This is a genomic window from Hydrogenophaga sp., assembly GCF_035481345.1.
Classification (GTDB): Bacteria; Pseudomonadota; Gammaproteobacteria; order Burkholderiales; family Burkholderiaceae_C; genus Hydrogenophaga.
On sequence record NZ_DATIGV010000175.1, the window covers coordinates 28,977 to 48,036 of the forward strand.

16 protein-coding genes and 1 pseudogene are annotated in these 19,060 nt (G+C 70.4%); 6 read left to right on the plus strand and 11 right to left on the minus strand.

Annotated features, from left to right (window positions below; genetic code table 11):
* Positions 1 to 42: 42 nt before the first annotated feature.
* Complete coding sequence (locus VLG41_RS17865; RefSeq protein WP_325350740.1) at positions 43 to 1,854, plus strand: hypothetical protein; 1,812 nt, start codon at positions 43 to 45, stop codon at positions 1,852 to 1,854.
* 101 nt (positions 1,855 to 1,955) lie between these two features.
* On the opposite strand, the gene VLG41_RS17870 is transcribed toward VLG41_RS17865, so the two are convergent.
* Genes VLG41_RS17870 through VLG41_RS17885 form a run of 4 tightly spaced genes read right to left on the minus strand, consistent with a single transcriptional unit; the run spans position 1,956 to position 6,971 of the window.
* Entirely contained in the window at positions 1,956 to 3,635 is a 1,680-nt protein-coding gene (locus VLG41_RS17870; protein ID WP_325350741.1) for a SulP family inorganic anion transporter, read from the minus strand.
* Positions 3,636 to 3,675: 40 nt separating this feature from the next.
* Positions 3,676 to 5,001 carry a sulfatase family protein gene (locus tag VLG41_RS17875; RefSeq protein WP_325350742.1) on the minus strand — a complete coding sequence of 442 codons (1,326 nt, stop codon included), beginning with the start codon at positions 4,999 to 5,001 and terminating at the stop codon, positions 3,676 to 3,678.
* Positions 5,002 to 5,008: 7 nt separating this feature from the next.
* Positions 5,009 to 5,974 (minus strand): tripartite tricarboxylate transporter substrate binding protein, encoded by a 966-nt coding sequence (locus VLG41_RS17880; RefSeq protein ID WP_325350743.1) that lies wholly within the window; start codon positions 5,972 to 5,974, stop codon positions 5,009 to 5,011.
* Positions 5,975 to 6,008: 34 nt separating this feature from the next.
* The gene (locus tag VLG41_RS17885; RefSeq protein ID WP_325350744.1) at positions 6,009 to 6,971 is read right to left on the minus strand and encodes a Bug family tripartite tricarboxylate transporter substrate binding protein; all 963 of its coding nucleotides are present in this window, start codon (positions 6,969 to 6,971) and stop codon (positions 6,009 to 6,011) included.
* A gap of 122 nt (positions 6,972 to 7,093) precedes the next feature.
* On the opposite strand from VLG41_RS17885, the gene VLG41_RS17890 reads away from it, so the two are divergent.
* Positions 7,094 to 7,603: a MarR family transcriptional regulator gene (locus tag VLG41_RS17890; RefSeq protein WP_325350745.1), complete on the plus strand. Its 510-nt coding sequence runs from the start codon at positions 7,094 to 7,096 to the stop codon at positions 7,601 to 7,603.
* 14 nt (positions 7,604 to 7,617) lie between these two features.
* Positions 7,618 to 8,373: a YoaK family protein gene (locus VLG41_RS17895; protein WP_325350746.1), complete on the plus strand. Its 756-nt coding sequence runs from the start codon at positions 7,618 to 7,620 to the stop codon at positions 8,371 to 8,373.
* Positions 8,374 to 8,384: 11 nt separating this feature from the next.
* On the opposite strand, the gene VLG41_RS17900 is transcribed toward VLG41_RS17895, so the two are convergent.
* Both VLG41_RS17900 and VLG41_RS17905 read right to left on the minus strand, forming a co-directional pair.
* A complete protein-coding gene (locus tag VLG41_RS17900) occupies positions 8,385 to 9,461 on the minus strand; it encodes a calcium/sodium antiporter (protein ID WP_325350747.1) in 1,077 nt (358 codons plus the stop codon).
* Positions 9,462 to 9,542: 81 nt separating this feature from the next.
* Positions 9,543 to 11,231, minus strand: a complete 1,689-nt coding sequence (locus VLG41_RS17905) for an FAD-dependent oxidoreductase (RefSeq protein ID WP_325350748.1) — start codon at positions 11,229 to 11,231, stop codon at positions 9,543 to 9,545.
* Positions 11,232 to 11,370: 139 nt separating this feature from the next.
* On the opposite strand from VLG41_RS17905, the gene VLG41_RS17910 reads away from it, so the two are divergent.
* Positions 11,371 to 12,885, plus strand: coding sequence for a BCCT family transporter (locus tag VLG41_RS17910; protein ID WP_325350749.1), 1,515 nt, complete (start codon positions 11,371 to 11,373; stop codon positions 12,883 to 12,885).
* A gap of 63 nt (positions 12,886 to 12,948) precedes the next feature.
* Here VLG41_RS17910 and VLG41_RS17915 read toward each other — a convergent pair whose 3' ends face one another.
* From VLG41_RS17915 to VLG41_RS17930, 4 genes are all read right to left on the minus strand, one after another.
* A complete protein-coding gene (locus VLG41_RS17915) occupies positions 12,949 to 13,236 on the minus strand; it encodes a GNAT family N-acetyltransferase (RefSeq protein ID WP_325350750.1) in 288 nt (95 codons plus the stop codon).
* Positions 13,233 to 13,649 carry an OsmC family protein gene (locus tag VLG41_RS17920; protein WP_325350751.1) on the minus strand — a complete coding sequence of 139 codons (417 nt, stop codon included), beginning with the start codon at positions 13,647 to 13,649 and terminating at the stop codon, positions 13,233 to 13,235. Before VLG41_RS17920 ends, VLG41_RS17915 begins: the two co-directional genes overlap by 4 nt.
* Before the next feature lie 3 nt (positions 13,650 to 13,652).
* Positions 13,653 to 14,828, minus strand: a complete 1,176-nt coding sequence (locus VLG41_RS17925; RefSeq protein WP_325350752.1) for an acyltransferase family protein — start codon at positions 14,826 to 14,828, stop codon at positions 13,653 to 13,655.
* 103 nt (positions 14,829 to 14,931) lie between these two features.
* Positions 14,932 to 16,011, minus strand: a complete 1,080-nt coding sequence (locus tag VLG41_RS17930; protein WP_325350753.1) for a patatin-like phospholipase family protein — start codon at positions 16,009 to 16,011, stop codon at positions 14,932 to 14,934.
* A 66-nt stretch (positions 16,012 to 16,077) separates the two neighbouring features.
* On the opposite strand from VLG41_RS17930, the gene dinG reads away from it, so the two are divergent.
* Positions 16,078 to 18,297 (plus strand): ATP-dependent DNA helicase DinG, encoded by a 2,220-nt coding sequence (gene dinG, locus VLG41_RS17935; protein ID WP_325350754.1) that lies wholly within the window; start codon positions 16,078 to 16,080, stop codon positions 18,295 to 18,297.
* A gap of 23 nt (positions 18,298 to 18,320) precedes the next feature.
* Entirely contained in the window at positions 18,321 to 18,791 is a 471-nt protein-coding gene (locus VLG41_RS17940) for a CopD family protein (protein ID WP_325350755.1), read from the plus strand.
* Positions 18,792 to 18,839: 48 nt separating this feature from the next.
* Here the strand turns inward: VLG41_RS17940 and VLG41_RS17945 are convergent.
* A pseudogene (locus tag VLG41_RS17945) lies at positions 18,840 to 19,060 on the minus strand (metal-dependent hydrolase); the annotation flags it as partial.

Genomic DNA, 19,060 nt, shown 5'->3' on the forward strand with positions numbered 1-19,060 from the left:
GGCGACTGCGGCGACCCAGGGCTCTTTCGCATGGGAACCGGTATGCGCCGTCTTCTTCGAGAACCTTCGGACAGCACGACACGAAAGGAGCGCCGCACGACGGAATGCGAGACCCGCATCCGGAAGCGCGAGGCTTCGGGCGCCATGGAGGCCTTGGTGGCAGAAGCCGGCCTGCGAATCGATGGACTTGGCGCCCTGGCCGACCTCGAGCCCTTGCTGCGGTGCCTGACACCGCCGGTTCTCGAAGCGCAGCCGGCGCTGCTTGAGCGGCTGGCCCAGGGGGTGGTGCAGGCATTCAAGACGGAGCCCCACAACCTGGCGCGGGCGATGGACCTTTGCTGCCGCGCGCTGGTGAAACATGTGCGGGACCTGCCGGAGTGGGCACCGCCCGCCCCCTGGATCGAAGAGGCCGACGCCGCGCTGGTGCTGTGGATCGAGCGGACCCCCGACCTGGCGCTGGACGTCGCCAGGGCATTGTTGGCGGGTGTCGCGGACGTGGGAAAGCTTGCGCAGGCGTTTCCTGCGGCGAACAAGGCCTACAACCAGGCCCTGGGTGAATGGCGGTCCCGCCAACTCAATCTTGGCGCCATGCCGGATGACGTCATCAACATCGTGGTGGGCCACCTGGACCCTGATCGAGACCCTCTTCAACGGCAGGTCGGACGGCTTGCCGTGGCGAGCGCCGAGTACCTGGCATACCGTGGTCTGGCGGGTGTGAACAAACGGCTGAGCACGCTCATGCGGTTTCATTTGCGCAAGTCCGGGGCGGCCCGGCTCGGTAGGGAATTCGAGCGCCTGGTTGCCCGGCGCGTCGAGGCGCGCGAGCAGATCCGCCCTCTGGCGGAGCACACGCGCTTGGACGAGGTACTGGCTTGGCAGTTGTCCGTCTGGGGTCCGTCGATCTGGAACCAGCTGGCCCCTTATCTGCCACTCGTCCTGTCCAATCCGCCCCTGCGCGAGTGGGTATCGGTCAAGCTGCTCGCGGCTCAAAGCCGTGATGCCGTGCTGAGTGCATTCGAGTCCATGCTGGCCTCGGTCGAGTCTGACCTGGAGCGTTATGGGGTTTGCCGTGACCTGACCGAGAGGATGGCGCTGGAGGCAGCGCCTCGTTATCTGCTGGGGTTGGCCTACCAGTACTGGGTGGCGCCCGACGATTGGGCTTTCAAGCGATTGCTTGATGCCCTGATGGGGGCGCTTCCCCACATGGCCACCTCCCACCAGAAGAATTTGTTGCTGGAACTGGCGGCCCTTGTGCGGGGGGACGGTGAGCGCACGCGCCGGATCGACGACTTGCTTGAGACCCGTCCTTCCCTGGCGCGACATTCGCTGCTCAAGCCCTGTCTGTGTCTGGTGCGAGGCACCACGACCGGCATGAGCCCGGAGGACGTGAGCGAGGCGCTGAAGGAGATGATTTTTGGGATGCTGGACGAGGCAATGCCCTTGGCCTTGGCCTTGGCCATCAAACATGCCGCGCATGTGCCAGGCATGGAGGCCCATGGGTCGATGCTGCGTGCGAGTCTGCTCAGTTTGTTGGCAGACAGGACCCGCAAGCCCATGGATGCGCCACGTCCGCACCGGTATGACGTGGTCCTGGCGTTGTTCAAGCCGGGGGCGATCCTGGATAGTCTGGAGGTCAGCAGGGGTGGTGCGCGCGAGCTCCTGAAGCGACTGCTGACGCCGACGACGCACCGGAATCTGCCCTTGTGGCAAGCCTGGGCCACCTGGCCAGGGGTTGGTGAAGACGAGCGGCGCGAGTGGGTGAAAGCCGCGATGGCGGACACCGTAGACGACACGCTGCGGGACGCCTTGCAGAAGTTGCTGCCGCCAGCCGAACCCGAGAACCCGGGTCATTGAGAAGGCCCGCGCTCAGCCGGTCTCGCACGGCTCCCTGCGCCGAGTTCGTGGCCGTGCCGATGTGCTGGCCGACGATCAGCGCCGCGCCCCGAGGGCGGCGTTCAGTTCACCGGTTCGCCGGCCGGGGCGGCGCCGATGCCCTGGGCGATCGCCTGCAGTGCCTCGGCCTCGGTGCGGTAGAGGTGCAGGCGCTCGCTCTCGGGCAAATGCCCGGCGGTGCGCAGCACGCGCTCCACCGGCAGCTTCACGCCCACCAGGTGCAGGTGCACGCGGCGGTCGTCGAGTTGCTCGCGCAGGCGGCCGAAGGCCTCGGCGCCGGTGGCGTCGATCCAGTTGATGGGGTGGGCGACCAGCATGACGTGCGCGGTGCCGGGGTGGTCCTGCAGGTGGTCGGCCACGGCGCGTTCCAGGCCGTTCGCGGTGGCGAAGTCCAGCGCCGCGTCCATGCGCAGCGCGTACAGGCGCGGCGCCAGCGGCGGCAGTTGCCACAGGTGGCGGTCGCGCAGGCTGCCGTCCGGGTGCAGGCCCACTTCGATGATGCGCGGGTGCAGGCGCAGGTAGAGAAAGAGCGTGAGCGCCATCACCACGCCCGCGAGCACGCCCCAGTACAGGCGCGGCGCGGCCAGCAGGGTGATGGCGAAGGTGGCGGCGGCGATCAGCGCCTCCACGCGCGAGACGCGCCACAGGTGCACGAAGGCGCGCGGCTTGATGAGGCCCCAGACCGGCAGCACCACGATGGCCGCCAGCACCGCCAGCGGCACGTGGTGCAGCAGGGGCATGGCCAGCAGCAGCGCCAGCAGCACCACCGCCACCGAGAACACCGTGGCCCAGGCGGTCTTCGCGCCCGCGTACAGGTTGAGCGCCGAGCGCGAGAACGAGGAACTGGTGGGCATGGCGCCCGTGAAGCCCGAGGCGAGCTTGGCCAGGCCCTGGCCGATGAGGTCCTGGTCCTGGTCCCAGCGCGCGCCGCGCTGGCCGCTGTCCACCTTGGCGCTGCTGGCCGTTTCCAGGAAGCTCACCAGCGTGATCATCAGCGTGGGCAGCACGAGCGAACCCAGCGTTTCCCAGCCCGGCCAGCCGGGCACGAAGAACGCGGGCAGGCCTTGCGGCAGCGTGCCGATGACCGGGCCGCCGGCCGATTCGAAGCCGAGCAGGCGGCTCAGGCCCGCGCTGACGAGCACCAGCACCAGCACCGAAGGAAAGCCCGGCTTGAGCCGGCGGGCGCCGACCAGCAGCGCCAGCGCGCCGATGCCGAACGCGAAGGCTTGCCAGTGCCAGTCCTGGCCCGAGAGCAACGCAGCCATGCTGCCGAAGCCGGTGAGCGCGGGCAGTTGCGAGGCGATGATCAGCACCGCCGCGGCTTGGGTGAAGGCCATGAGCACGGGTGAGTTGACGAGGTTGAGCAGCCAGCCGTAGCGCACCGCGCCCAGCAGCACCTGCAACGCGCCCGACAGCAGCGCCAGCCACACCGCGAGCTGCACCCACTCGGCGCTGCCCGGTGTGGCCAGTGGCGTGAGGGACGCACTCACCAGCAGGCAGGTGAGCGCCGTGGGCCCCACCGACAGGCGCGGCGAAGCGGAGAACAGCACGGCGATGAGCGCGGGCAGCAGCGCGGCGTAGATGCCCGTGACCAGGGGCATGCCGGCGAGCGCGGCGTAGGCCACGCCCTGGGGGATGACCATGAGGCCCACGGTGAGGCCGGCGAGGGCCTCGTTGCGCAGCAGGGCCGCGTCCGGGCGTGGCCAGCGCAGGAAGGGGAACAGGCGTTGCCAGCGGGTCATGGGGGCGATCGTAGCGGGCGCGTCGGCGCGCCCGCCAGGCTCAGCGCTGCGGCATGTCCTTGTAGGAATAGCCCAGGCTCACCGTCGCGTCCTCGGGGATGGCGGGCATGCTGGCGTTCCAGGCCTCCCAGCGCTCGCGCATCGCCGCCAGGCGCTCGGGCTCGCGTGGCGCCAGGTTGGCGCGCTCGCGCGCGTCGCGGGCGATGTTGAAGAGGTAGTCGTGGCCGTCCACGCGCAGGTACTTCCAGTCGCCCTCGCGCAGCGCGCGCTGGCCGCGGTGGTTCATGCGCCAGTGCATGGGGCGCTCGATGCGCTGGCTCGCATCGCGCCACACGGGCAGCAGCGAGACGCCGTCGGGCGCGTGCGTGTCGGCCGGCGCCACGCCGGCCGCATCGAGCAGGGTGCGCGAGAAGTCCATGCTCATGCCGTGCTGCGCGGTGCTGCCGCCGGCCGGCACCTGCGCGGGCCAGTGCACGATCCAGGGCACGCGGATGCCGCCCTCGGTGAGGTCCATCTTGCCGCCCACCAGGGGCCAGTTGTCGGAGAAGCGCTCGCCGCCGTTGTCGCTGGTGAAGACGACGATGGTGTTGTCGGCCAGGCCATGGCGCTTGAGCGCGTCCATGATCCAGCCGATGCCTTCGTCCATGTGGTGGATCATGCGGCGGTAGCTCTCCACGTTGCCGCCGTGCAGGTGGAACAGGTTCTTCGCCACGTCCGGCGCCACGTGGGCGTCGTCGCGCGTTTCCCAGGGCCAGTGCGGCGCGGTGTAGTGCAGGCTCAGCATGAAGGGCGTGCCGGCCTTGGCACCCTCGGCCATGCGGTCCACGTAGTCCACGGCGCGGCGGCTCAGCAGGTCGGTGAGGTAGCCCTCCTCGGCCTTTTCCTCTTCGCCGAACCAGAGGTCGTGGTCGCCGGTGCTGGCGCAGTGGGTGAAGTAGTCCACGCCGCCGGCCATGGGACCGAAGAACTCTTCGTAGCCCGAGCGCAGCGGCCCGAAGGCCGGCGGGTAGCCCAGGTGCCATTTGCCGATGAGCGCGGTGCGGTAGCCGCGGGCCCGCAGCAGCGAGGGCAGGGTGGGGTGCTCGGGCGGCAGGCCCAGGGTCTGGCTCTTGCGCGCCTTGCTGTTGATGGGCTCCTCGGCCGCGCCGCGCAGGCGGTACTGGTAGCGCATGGTCATCAGCGCGAAGCGCGTGGGCGAACACACGGGCGAATTGGAATAGCCCTCGGTGAACTTCAGACCACCGGCGGCCAGCGCGTCGATGTTCGGGGAGACGGGGCCGAAGCCGGCCTCGCGGCCGCCGTAGCAGCCCAGGTCGGCGTAGCCGAGGTCGTCGCAGACGATGTAGAGGATGTTGGGGCGGTTCATGCCGGGATCATTCCACTTTCATGCCGGTGGCCTTGACGATGGCGCCGTAGCGCGCGTTCAGCTCGGCCAGGCGCTTGCTGGCCGCGGCGCCGCTGAGGCCTTCGTAGAACAGGTCCAGGCCGCTCAGGCGCGACTTCACGTCGGGGCGCTGCAGCGCGTCGGCGATGGCCTTGGCGATCTGCTGCACCAGCGCATCGGGCGTGGCGGCCGGCGCCATCACCACGTAGAGCACCTCCTGCTCCAGGCCCTTGAGGCCCAGCTCGCCCACGGTGGGGATCTCGGGCGCGAGCGCCGAGCGCTGGCGGCTGGTGACGGCCAGCGCGGTGATCTTGCCGGCCTTGACGTGCGGCAGCATGCCCGGCGTGGCCAGCGTGCCGCCGTCCACCTCGCCCGAGAGCACGGCCGTGACGGCCGGCGTGTTGCCGCGGTAGGGGATGTGGCTGAGCTTGTGCCGGGTGGCCTCGGCGAACACCTCCACCGCGAGGTGGCCCGGGCTGCCGCTGCCGGCCGAGCTGAAGTTGAAGGTCTTGGACTTGCTCTGGTCCACCAGTTGCTGCAAGGTCTTCAGGCCGGTGGAGGGGTTCACACCGATCAGCAGGCCCGATGAGGCCATGACGATCACCGGCTTGAGGTCCGCCTGCTTGAAGCCCTGGTTGGGGTAGAGGTGCGGGTTGATGGTGAAGGTGGTGTCGATGCCGAACAGCAGGGTGTTGCCGTCGCCCGCGGCCTTGGCGGCGTCGGCCGCGCCGATGTTGCCGGCCGCGCCGGGCTTGTTGTCCACCACGAAGCTCTGCTTGAACTGCTCCTGCAGCACCTGCGAGACCGAGCGCGCGAGGATGTCCGAGGGGCCGCCAGCGGGGAAGTTGTTCACGAAGCGCACGGTCTGTGTGGGCCAGGTGCCCTGCGCGTGCAGGGCGGGGGTGGCGAAGGCGGCGGCGAGGGCCAGGCCCAGGAAGGCGCGTCGTGCGGTCATGAAGAACAACTCCTTGGATGCAGAGAAAGAGGGCTCAGTCGAGCTGGATGCCGGTGGCCTTGATCGGGGCCTCCCAGCGCTTGAGGTCGGCCGCCTGCGCGGCGGCCAGTTCGGCGGGCGAGGAGCCCACGGGCTCGTAGCCCAGGCCGAGCAGGCGCTCGCGCAGGGCGGGCGCCTTCACCGCGGCGGCCACGGCCTTGGAGAGGCGGTCGCGCGCGGCGGGGTTCATGTTCGCGGGGCCGTACATGGCGAACCAGGCGGTGGCCACCATGTCGATGCCGCTTTCCTTGAGCGTGGGCACCTCGGGCACCTGCGGGTCGCGCTGCGCGCCCGTCACGGCCAGGATGCGCACCTTGTTCGTGCGGTGCAGCTCGGCGGTCTCGGAGACGACGTCGAACTTGTAGTCGATGTGCCCGCCCAGCAGCGCGGTGTTGGCCGGGCCGCCGCCCTGGAAGGGCACGTGGTTCAGCTTGGCACCGACCTGCTGCTCGAACAGCACGCCCATGAAGTGCGGCAGCGTGCCCAGGCCCGGCGTGCCGTACGAGGCCACGCCCGGCTGCGCCTTGGCGGCCTGCACCATCTCGCCCACGGTCCTGGCCTTGCTGGCGGGGCCGGCCACCACGCCGAACTGGAAGTTGGCGATCAGCGAGACCGGGCTGAAGTCCTTCACCGCGTCGTAGTCGAGCTTCTTGTAGACGTGCGGGAACAGCACCATGGGACCGCTGGGCAGCACGATCACGGTCTGGCCGTCGGGCTCGGCGCGCTTGACCTGGTTGAGGGCGATGCGCCCGCCCGCGCCGGGTTTGTTCTCCACCACGATGGGCGCGTACTGCTCGCGCAGGTTCTCGCCGATCAGGCGCGCCAGGGTGTCGGCCGAGCCACCGGGCGGAAAGCCCACCACGATCTTCAGCGGGGTCTTGTCCTGCGCCATGGCGAGGCCGCCCAGGGTGAGGGCGGCGAGCAGGCTGGCGTGGAGCAGTCGGCGGGTGAGGGGCATGGTGTGTCTCCGGGTGGTGTTGTCGTCTGGCGCGCGGGTGGGCCCGCTTGGAGCCGGCCATGCTAGGCATTCACAATGGATTGCAGAAATCAACCGTTCTACGGGATTACCCTAGGGCCGTCATGACACACCCCCCGGACCGCCTGCTGCAGCCCGAGCGCCAGGCCGAATTCCTGCTTTACCGCCTGTACCGCATCCACATCACGGCCGGACGGAAGGTGGTGCAGATGTGCGAGGCGCGGCACGGCATGACGCGGCGCGAATGGCGCGTGTTGTCCTTCCTGGCGGAGAACGAGGGGGTGCTGTCGTCCGAGCTGGCCGAGCGAGCGATGCTCGACCGCGCGCGCACCTCGCGCACGCTCACCTCGCTGGCGGGCAAGCGCCTGATCGAGCGCCGGCCCAAGCCGCACGACCGCCGCGAGGTGCAGGTCTTCCTGAGCGAGGACGGGCGGCGGGTGCACGACGACATCTTTCCCCGCATCGCCGCGATCAACCAGGCACTGGTGGCCGAGCTCACGCCCGACGAACGCCGGGCGCTGGACCGGATCGTGGACGCGGTGCAATCCTCGGCGGACCGGCTGCTCGGCGATGACCCGCCGCTGGCCCGCGACAACCCCGACGACGAACCCTGAACACCGAGCCACGCATGCCCATTCAATACGCGCGATTCCTCGTCGGCCATGAGCGCACGCTGGCGGCCAACCGGCAGGTGGGCCTGCTGCTGGCCTTCGTGGCAGGCGCCATCAACGCCGGCGGCTTTCTCGCCGTGCGGCAGTACACCTCGCATGTGACGGGACTGGTCTCCTCGGTGGCCGATCACCTGGTGCTGGGCGAGGGTGAGCTGGTGGTGTCGGCGCTGGCGGCGGTGCTGGCCTTCCTGCTGGGCGCCATGTGCTGCGCGGTGATGGTCAACTTCGCGCGGCGGCGTCAACTGGCCAGCGAGTACGCGCTGCCGCTGCTGCTGGAAGCCCTGCTGATCCTGTGCTTCGGCCTGATGGGCGCCTGGCTCGCGCGCTTCGAGGGCCTGCTGATCCCGGCCACGGTGGTGCTGCTGTGTTTCATCATGGGCCTGCAGAACGCGGTGGTGACCAAGCTCTCGAACGCGGTCATCCGCACCACGCACATGACCGGCGTGGTGACCGACCTGGGCATCGAGCTGGGCAAGCTGCTGTACTGGAACCGGGTGAAGGGAGGCTTGCCCGTGGTGCGAGCCGACCGCGACCGCATGCGCGTGCTGGCTGGCCTGCTGGCCGCTTTCGTGGGCGGCGGCGTGGTGGGCGCCTACGGCTTCAAGCGCCTGGGCTACGGCTTCACGGTGCCGCTGGCGGTGCTGCTCACGGTGGTGGCGCTGGTGCCGGTGTGGGACGACTGGCGCGATCGCGGGCGCCTGCCCCATACCTGAGGCGCAGCGGATCAGGGCCGCGGCGTGTGCCGCAGCATCAGCGCCACCAGCGTGATCACGGTGAGGGGCAACACGAAGCTGAGCATGGCGATGGAGTAGGCGCCCAGGGCGGCGTGGTCCTGCGCGGCGAGGATGAGGTAGGTCACGTAGGCCAGGTAGTAGCCCACGAACACCGTGCCCTCCCAGCGCGCGATCTCCCGGCCGGTCATGAACACCGGGAGGCAGGCCAGCGAGACGGCCAGCATCACCCACAGGTCGAAGGCCATCACGGCCGGTGGCACCTGCAAGCCCGCACCGCCGGCCACCAGGCCCGAGATCCCCAGGCAGCCCAGGATGTTGAAGGTGTTGCTGCCCACCACGTTGCCCACCGCCAGGTCGCGCTCGCCCTTGAGCGCGGCCGCCAGCGAGGTGGCGACCTCGGGCATGGACGTGCCCAGGGCGACCACCGTCAGACCGATCACGACCTCGGACAGGCCCAGGTACTGCGCAAACACGACCGCCGCGCGCACCAGGCCTTCGGCGCCCATCACCAGCAGCACCAGGCCCGCGACGATGAGCGCGATCTGCGCCGGCAGCTTCGCGTCCCAGGCGCCGGGCGCGGCCGCCTGTATCTCGGCCTCATAGTCGCCTTGGGCGTCGCGGCTCTCGCGGCGCGATTGCCACACCAGGAACACCGTGTAAGCCACCATCGCCGCGGTGAGCATGGCCGCCTCGTACCAGCGCACCTGCCCGTCAACGGCGAACACCACGAGCAGCAGGCCCGCGCCGATCATGATGGGCACCTCCTGGCGTATGAGCTGCAGATGCACCACCAGGGGCGTGATGAGCGCGGAGATGCCCAGGATCAGCAGCACGTTTAGGACGTTGCTGCCCACCACATTGCCGATGGCGATGTCGGTCTGACCGGCGGCCACCGCACCGATCGACACCGCGAGCTCGGGGGAACTGGTGCCGAAGGCCACGATGGTCAGGCCCACCACCAGCGGCGATATCCCGGCGGACAGCGCCAGCCGGGACGCGCCGCGCACCAGCAGGTTGGCGCCGAGGATGAGGCCAGCCAGGCCGCCGATGAAGTAGAGCAGGGTCATGGTGATCCGGGGCTGCGTGGGGGACGGTGCCCGATCGTGCCACGATGGGGTGCCGGGCCCAAGGCCCTCGCGCCGCGGGGCTCAGCGCGTGCAGGCCACCCGGCGCCACAGCATGGCCGGGTCGGGGGCGCGTTCGCCGCGCCAGGCAATGACCTGGTCCGGCCGCACCAGGAGCAGCGCCTCGCCCAGGGCCTCGCGCACCTCGGGTTCGTCGCCCAGGCGCAGCGTCACGCTCAAGCCGGCAGCCGCACCCGCGTCGGCCAGCGCCTGTGCGGCGTCGCGCATGGCCTGCGGCGCCAGCACGGTCCATTCGAAACCCAGTTCGTCGAACAGCGAGCGCTCGCCGCCGAGCCAGGCGTGCGGCAGGCGGCCGCCGGGGTTGTTCGAGGCCTCGTAGTGGTTGGCCGCGTCGGGCGGCACGCGCGCGGGGTCGCTCACGACGATGGGCGAGCCGTCGTAGCGCTCGCCAAACGTCACGCCCGGGATGTTGAACTCGCGCCGCACGTGTTCGTTGAGCACCCCGCTGGCCTGTTCGCGCAGCGCCTCACCTTCGGTGCCTTCGGCTTCCAGCGCCGCGGTGGTCTGGAAGAGACCGATGGAATCGGCGAAGCCGCGCGCGTAGTTCGTGTTGCGCAGGCCGATGGGTCGGCGCTCGGTCTCGTAGCTGTCGAGCAGCGACGGGGCCGACAGCCCCTTGAGCACCGACGCCAGCTTCCACCCCAGGTTCACCGCGTCGCCCACCGCGGTGTTGTAGCCCAGCCCGCCCGTGGGCGTGAACAGGTGCACCGCGTCGCCGGCCAGGAACACGCGGCCCTGCTGGTAGCGATCGGCCACCAGCGAGTGGCCCGCGATCCAGGTGCCGGTGGAGAGCACCTCGATGGGGATGTCCATGCCGCTGGCCTGCGCGAAGAGGCGCTTCGCGTCCTCATGTGTCCAGCCCGCCGGGTCCTCGTGCGCGTGCACGGCGGCGTGGAAGGCGAACTCGCCCTGGCCGTCCACCGAGGCCATGAAGACGCGCCGCTCGTGGTTCACGCTGACGTACATCCAGGCGATGTCGTGAGGCAGCCGCTCGTAGAACGTGGGGGCGCGCAGGTAGACCGCGAACATGCGGCCTCCCATGAATTCGCGCTGCACGCCGGTGGCGCCGCCATAGGCGATGCCCAGCGATTGCCGCACCACGCTGCGCGCGCCATCGGCGCCCACCAGGTAGCGCGCGCGCACCTTCACCGCCGGGCCCGCGCCATCGGCGGGCGCGACGCGCGCGTTCACGCCCTCGGCGTCCTGGTCGAAGTCCACCAACCTCCAGCCAAAAGCCACGGGCCGGCCGGTGCGCGCCTCGGCGTGCTGGCGCAGCACCGCCTCCACGAACTTCTGCGACACGCGGTGCGGCAGCTCGGCCGCGTTCCAGGCGCCGCGCAGGCCGCGCACGTGTTCGCTGGCCTGCGCGGCGGTGGGCAGGCGCAGCCGCGCCAGCTCGTGCGTGGCGAAGCGCGTGAAGTAGGCGATGTCGGTGGGGTGGTCGCCCGGCAGGCCCAGGGCGCGGATCTCGTCGGCGATGCCGATGCGGCGGAAGTGCTCCATGGTGCGCGCCTGCGTGGCATTGGCCTGCGGGTTGAAGGCCGTGGTGGCCTTCGGGTCCACCAGCAGGCAGCGGATGCCGCGCAGGCCCAGTTCGTTGGCCAGCATCAGGCCGCAGGGGCCGGCGCCCGCGATGAGAACGTCCACCTCCATCGTCGCGCCCTGGCGCTGCGCGTCTTGCAACTCCTTCACCGGTACTCCTTTGTTCGCTGTTGGCCGATCCGCGATTGGACCGCCGGAAATGCGTCGAAGCGCCGCGCGGGGGGGCGTGGAAAAGAGTTTTTCAGAGGGCCGGCGTGTATGGTGTCGCTTCGCACTGGAGGAATGAACCATGCAACTCATCGTCTCGGCCGGCCTGATCCTGGCCATCGTGCTGTGGGGTGTGATCTCGCCGGCCTCGCTGGCCTCGGTGTTCGACACTTTGCTGGCCTTCATCACGCGCGACTTCGGCTGGTTCTATCTGTGGGTGGTGCTGGGCCTGGTGATCCTGGCCCTCGTGCTGGCTTTCAGCCGCTACGGCGATCTCAAGCTGGGAGGCGAGGACGAAGAGCCCGAGTTCTCCCTCATGTCCTGGTTCGCGATGCTGTTCGCGGCCGGCATGGGCATCGGCCTGGTGTTCTGGGGCGTGGCCGAACCCGTCTCGCACTACGGTACGCCGCCGCCGGGCATCGCATCGCAGACGCCCGAGGCCGCCAACGCCGCCATGCGCTACAGCTTCTTCCATTGGGGCTTGCATCCCTGGGCCGTGTACAGCGTGGTGGCGCTAGCCATCGCCTTCTTTCAGTTCCGCAAGGGCGGTTCGGCGCTCGTCAGCACGGCGGTCGAATCGCTTCCGTGGGGTTTCGCCAAGCGACTGGGGCCGGTGGTCAACGTGCTGGCCGTCATCGCCACGGCCTTCGGCGTGGCGGCCTCGCTGGGCATGGGCGCCCTGCAGATCAACAGCGGCCTGGCCGCGGTGGCCGGCTTGCCGGTGAACCCGGCGTGGCAGGTGGGCATCATCGTGGTCACCACAGTGCTGTTCGTGGTGTCCTCCGTGTCGGGCGTCGGGCGTGGCATCAAGTGGCTGTCCAATGCCAACCTGATGCTGGCCGCGCTGCTGGCGCTCGGCATCTTCGTGCTCGGCCCCACGGTGGCCATCATCGACACCTTCACCACCACGCTGGGCAGCTACGTCAGCGAGTTCGTGCGCATGAGCCTGCGCACGACCCCGTTTCGCGACAGCGGCTGGGTGGGCGGATGGACCATCTTCTACTGGGCCTGGTGGGTGAGCTGGTCGCCATTCGTGGGACTGTTCATCGCGCGCGTGTCGCGCGGACGCAGCATCCGCGAATTTGTGCTGGGCACGGTGCTGGCGCCCACGCTGGCGGGTTTCCTGTGGTTCTCGGTGTTTGGCGGCACGGCGCTCACGCTGGAGGTGATGCGCGGCATCCCGCTGTCCGATGCGGTGAGCGCCGACGTCTCCACCGCGCTGTTCGCCATGTTCGACGCGTTACCGCTGGGCGCCGTGATGAGTGTGGTGGCCACGCTGCTGGTGGTGGTGTTCTTCATCACCTCGGGCGACTCGGCCACCTTGGTGCTGAGCATGATGAGCACCGGCGGCAACGAGAACCCGCCCGCGCGCGTGAAGGTCATCTGGGGCGCGCTGATCTCTGGCATCGCGATCTCGCTGCTGCTGGCGGGTGGCTTGAAGGCGGTGCAGACGGCCACCATCGTGTTCGCGGTGCCTTTCGCGCTGGTGATCGTGCTCATGGCGATCGCGCTGTGGCGTGGTGTGCGCGACGACTGGCACGAGGAGAACCGCCGCGAACGCGCGCTGCGCCGGCGCATGCGCGAGATGCTGAAATGACCCCCCGCCAGCGGGCCGGTGCGGCCGCTCGCGCGCCAGGCCATCAAGGCCCTGGGGGCGGCGTCAGACCAGCACGTCGCGGATCGAGGGGTCCTTGTCGAACTGCGACTTGGCGAAGGGGCACAGCGCCACGACCCGGGTCTTCGTCTCGCGTGCCCAGGCCACCAGGGCGTCCAGCAACTGCCGTCCCACGCCCTGGCCCTTGAGGCGCTCATCGACGTGGGTGTGGTCGATGATGATCAGCGTGGGGTTGGTGCGGCTGTACGTCATCTCGGCGATGCGTTCGCCGTTTTGCGGCACGTAGAAGGCGCCGGTGTTGCCGGTTTCCTGGTGTTCGATCGGATGGGTCATGTCGGTGGCGGCGGAGGGTCGATCCAATGGACCGGAACGCCTTGCCGCAGCGTGTTGTGCACCTCGGCCACCGCATCGGTTTCGCGCAGCAGCCGCGCGATGGCGTCCGGGGATGCTGGCGACTGTACCCGGGCCTGGTAGCGCACGTCGCGCGCCGCCAGCCCGATGCCGTCGAAGTCGGCCTCGGCGCGCACCTCCACGCTGTCCAGTGCCAGCCCCAGGCGCGCGGCTTCCCGGTACAGGTCGTTGCAGTAGCAGGTGGCCAGGGCGAGCATGAGGAACTCGCCGCCGTTGGTGGCCGAGCCGGCGCCGGAGGCCTTGGGCGCGACGGCCAGCGTGTGTTCAGCCTCTGCCGTGCGCAGGACGACCTGGTGCTGGCCGTGCCCGTTGGTGACGCAGGCCGAGATGCGCATGGATCAGGTCACCCCGTGCTCGCGGCTGGCCTGGCGCCCGCGCCGCGGGTGGCGCTTGCCGTTGAGCAACTGGCTGATCCAGCCGTGGCGCACGAAGAGCTCGTAGCTGCCCAGGCAGACCAGCGTGGTGGCGGCGATGTTGATGGCCATCTTGGTCAGCGCGGACAGCGGCTGCTCGAACAGCAGGGCGCCGAACAGGATGGTGAGCGGGTAGTGCAGCAGGTAGACCCAGTAGGCGCTGTCGGACAGGTAGCCCAGCACCGCGTGGCGCGAGGGCACCAGGCGCAGCGCCAGGCCGATGGCGGCGAAGCTCCAGAGCCAGCTGATGCAGTGGTAGGCATAGGCGGTCAGCAGCACCGGGCCCTGGCGCAGGTTCACCGCGGTGGCGATGAGGTAGCAGGCCAGGCCGGCCACGGCATAGCCCGCCCAGTGGCGCTGGAACTGCGCGAACAGCTCGGTCTGCCGACCGTGCAGCATCAGGCCGAAGGCGAAGAAGCAGCCGTGGTAGAGCCACTCGTTCCACTCGGGCAGGAAGTCGCCGGCGGGTGCGAGGATGCCGTTCGGGTAGGCCGCGCTGGCCGCCAGCAGCGGCAAGGCCAGCACAGCGGAGCCCCAGGGCTGGCGCGCCAGCCAGGCCAGCGCCGACTCCATCGGCGCGAACCAGGCGCGCGGCAGACGCCACAGCGCGGCCGTGGCCACGCAGAACCACAGCAGCATCCACAGGAACCACAGGTGGATGGTGTTGGGGCTGTCGAGGATGGGCAGGCGCGGCACCACGTCGGTGTCCAGTCCCCATTGATCGAGGACCATGCGGTTCATGAACAGCAGCGCCGCCGCGCCCGAGGCCAGCCACAGCAGGGGCCAGAACAGCACGAAGGGCAGGCCCAGGCGCATCAGGCGGTGGCGCAGCAGGCCCTCGGGGCCGCGCGAGCGCACCAGCAGCGCCGCGAAAAAGCCACCCAGGATGAAGAAGGCCGGCATGCGAAAGGCGTGGATGGAGGACACCATCACGTCGGCCACCAGGGTGCGCTGCTCGTCGCGCCAGGCGTTGGGCAGGCGCTGGATGGCATAGATGGCCTCGACGTGCAGCACGATGCCCAGCCACATGAGCAGCGCGCGCAGGTTGTCCAGCGCGTGCAGGCGTGTGCCGGTGTCGGCGGGCGGTGGGTGCTCGCTCATCGGTGTGACCGAACGTAACGGGGTGCAGACCTTAGCAGTACTTTGCCCATCGTGCTACCCCGGCGGGGGGGCACGCGCCCCTGGCGCGCACCCCGGGACCGCTTCAGTTCAATCCGCCGGCGTCCAGTTCAAGCGCCAGCGTGCTGCGCGCGCCGATATCGGCGCGGTGCCGCTCGAGCCAGGCCTGCGCGGCCTCGCGGCCCTGCTGGAACAGGCGTTCCAGGAAGGCGGCGTCGGTGCGCGTCTTGCTGCCCGCGCCCAGCGCCGCGAGCTCGGGTCCGCCGTCCACCCGGTGCAGCCGCAGCGCGGCGATGCGGCGGAACACCGGGCTGCGCAATCGCCGCGCGGCCCAGCCTTCGGCGGCCAGTACTTGCTTCAGCAACACGATGTTGCGCAGCTCCTTGAGCAGGCTGGCGTTGAAGGTGACCTCGTTGATGCGGTCGAGGATCTCGTTGGCGCGCACGGGCAGCTCCTCGCGCTGGGCGGGGTTGATCTGCACCAGCAGCAGGTCGTCGCCGGGGCTCTCCAGCACCAGCGGCAGCAGCGAGGGGTTGCCCGCGTAGCCGCCGTCCCAGTAGGCCTCGCCGTCGATCTCCACCGCCTGGAACAGCAGCGGCAGGCAGGCCGAGGCGAGGACCACCTCGGGCGAGAGTTCGTCCTGGCGGAAGATGCGCAGCTCGCCGGTCTTCACGCGCGTGGCGGCGATGAAGAGTTGCGTGCGGTGGCAGGCGCGCACGCGGTCGAAGTCGATGGTGTCGCGCAGGATGTCGCGCAGCGGGTTGAGGTTGAGCGGGTTGAGCTGGTAGGGCGAGGCCTGGGTGCTGAGCCACTGCGCGTAGGAGCGGATGGGCTCCAGCCAGGGGGCGGCCCAGGGGCTGTCGGGGTCGACCCAGGGCGCCCCGGGCGCGTGCGCCAGGCCGCCGAAGGGGTTGATCTCGCCCACCCGCGTCCAGAGCCGGCGCAGCGCGGCGCGCGCGCCTTCGCGCCCGCCTTCCATCAGGCCGCTGGCCAGCGCCACCGCGTTCATGGCCCCGGCGCTGGTGCCGCTGATGCCGGTGAGGCGCAGGGACCTTTCTTCCAGCAGGCGGTCCAGCACGCCCCAGGTGAAGGCGCCATGCGAGCCGCCGCCCTGCAGGGCGAGGCCGAGGGAAGTTTTCGCAAGATGGGAAACGGGCGTCGCCATACCCCATTGTTGCACTGCAGCATGAACCTGGGGTGAACGCGGGTCTCGGTGACAATGCCCGGCTCCATGACGAATGCCGAGCCCCGCGACGACCAAGAGAACCTGCCCCAAGGGGCGCTGGCGCGCGAGGCCATCGCGCTGGCCGCCTTCGACCATGTGGTCGCGCGCGCGCCGGGCTTTCGGGCGCGCGCCGGTCAGCGCGAGATGGCGGCCTTCATCGCCGAGACCTTGTCGGGCGTGAAGCTGGGCGACGACAGCGTCTCGGGCGAGGCGGGTGCGCCCGAGCGGGGCATCGCCGTGGTGCAGGCCGGCACGGGGGTGGGCAAGTCGGCGGCGTATGCGGCCACCGTGATCCCGCTGGCGCTGGCGCAGCAGCGGCGCGTGGTCATCAGCACCGCCACCGTGGCGCTGCAGGAACAGCTCATCAACAAGGACCTGCCGGCCCTGGCCGCGCTGATGCCGCAACCCTTCGCCTACGCGCTGGCCAAGGGCCGGGGGCGCTACGTCTGCCGGCTCAAGCTCGACCAGCTCGCCGAGGGCGGTGCGCAGGACGCGGACCTGTTCGGCGAGGAAAGCGCCAGCCCGGCCAGCGCCGCCGCGAAGGACGACTGGGCGCAGCGCGCGCGCCAGTACGCGCAATGGACCATCGCGCTCGACCAGGGCGACTGGAACGGCGACCGCGACCGCCTGGACGAACCGCCTGACGCCGCGCTGTGGGCGCCGGTGGCGGCCGAGCGCCACACCTGCACCGCGCGCCACTGCCCGGCCTACAACAGCTGCAGCTACTACCAGGCGCGCAACCGGCTCGCGCAGGCGCAGGTGATCGTGGTCAACCACGACCTGCTGCTCGCCACACTGGACCTGCACGCCCTGCCGGCCCCGTCCGACTGCTACCTCGTGCTCGACGAGGCGCACCACCTCCCCGGTGTGGCGCAGGGCCAGTTCACCTCGCAGATGGACCTGATGCGCCCCGGCTGGCTCGACCCCCTGCCCAAGGCCTTCGACGAGGTGGCCAAAGCCATCTCGCACCGACACAACCTGGACGTGGCCGAGTCCGCGCGCGCCGCCAAGGCCGCGCTGGGCGAGCTGGCGCGCCTGGGCATGGACCTGCTGGGCCCGGCCGTGCGCGAACTGCCCGCGGAGGCGCCGCCGCTGGTGCACCGCTTCGACGCCGGCCTGTTGCCCCCGGGCTGGGCCGAGCCCCTGGGCAGCCTGCAGGCGCACGCGCAGGGCCTGCTCAAGCTGGCCGAGGCCCTGGCCACGCAACTGCGCGCCAACGCGCGCGACAACCCCGGCGAGGCCGCGCGCAGCGCCGAGCACTACGCGCGCATCGGCCGCTTCGCGCCGCGCCTGCAAAGCCTGCACGAGACCGCGAGCCAGTGGTTGCTGGCGGCCGGCGAGGGCGCGCCGCCGCAGGCCAAGTGGCTGCAGGCGCGCGTGGAGCGTGGCCTGGTGGCCATGAGCGCGCACGCCTGCCCGCTGCAGCCCGGCAGCCTGCTGCACAGCCACCTGTGGCGCCAGGTGCGCGGCGCGGTGGTCACCTCGGCCTCGCTCGTCACCTGCGGCGGCTTCGATCACTTCCTGCATGAGGCCGGCCTGGCCTGGGACGCGGCCGTGGCCACGCGCGAGGTGCAGAGCCCCTTCGACCACGCGAAGCAGGGCCGCCTGGTGGTGGTGCAAACCCGCGCCGACCCCAAGGACGTGGACGGCTACACGCGCGAGATGCTGGAGCTGCTGCTGGGCGATCTGCGCGAGGTGAAGCGCGGCGCGCTGGTGCTGTTCACCTCGCGCGCGCAGATGCGATCGGCCCAGCAGTTGCTGGAGCGCGGCGAACACGCGCGCCTGCGCGAGCGCGTGCTGGTGCAGGGCGAGGCCTCGCGCACGGTGCTGCTCAAGCGGCACGCGCAGCGCGTGGGCGACGGGGAGGTCTCCATCCTGTTCGGTCTGCAGTCGTTCGGCGAGGGCCTGGACCTGCCGGGCGAACTCTGTGAATGGGTCTTCATCACCAAGCTGCCCTTCGCTTCGCCCAGCGACCCGGTGGGCCAGGCGCGCGCGGAATGGCTCAAGGCGCAGGGGCGCGACCCCTTCAGCGAACTCGTGGTGCCGGCCACGGGCGCGCGATTGCTGCAGTGGACCGGCCGCGCGCTGCGCACCGAAACCGACGAGGCCACCGTGGTCTGCTACGACGCGCGGCTGCTGCGCCAGGGTTATGGCCGGCGCATGCTGCAAGGGCTGCCGCCCTACCGGCTGCAGCGACGGCAGGCGGGGGTGACGGCGGACGTGTGACGTGTGAGGCATAGTGCACCCCCATGATCTACGCCGTCCTCAAACTCCTCCATGTGCTTGCCATCGTCTTCTGGGTCGGTGGCATGGCGTTCGCGCACTTGTGCCTGCGGCCTTCCGTGACGATGCTGGAGCCGCCCGAACGCCTGCGCCTGCTGCACGCCGTGATGAAGCGTTTCTTCAGAGGTGTGCTGGTGGCGGCGCTGCTGGCGCTGGCCACGGGCCTGTGGATGATCGGCCGCGTGGCGAAGGAGTCGGTGCAGGCCGGCCTGAACTTCGCGATGCCGCTGGACTGGACCGTCATGGCCACGCTGGGCATCGTGATGATCGCGATCTTCGGCCACATCCGCTTCGCGCTGTTCAAGCGGATGTCGCGCGCCGTGGCGGCCAGCGACTGGCCGGCCGCCGGTGCGGCGATGGCCTCGATCCGTCTGTGGGTGCTGGTTAACCTCGTCATCGGCGTGCTGGTCATCGCCATCGCGCTGCTGATGAGCTGATCGCGGCGACCGGTATCGAACACCGGTGCCGCTCGCCGGCCCGGGCGTTCAGCCGTCCTGCGCTGCCAGGCCCGGCGGCGGCAGGCGCTCGCCCCACAGGCGCCGCCACAGCCAGTCCAGGCCCTGCTCCACGTCGATGCGCATGCCGTCCAGCCGAGAGGGGCGCGGGCCGTTCGCGCGCTCGGCCTCGGTGCCCAGGTCGAAGCGGAAGGTGTAGCTGGGCTCCTGGCCCATGCGCAGGTCGGTCACGTACAGGCGGCCCTCGTCTT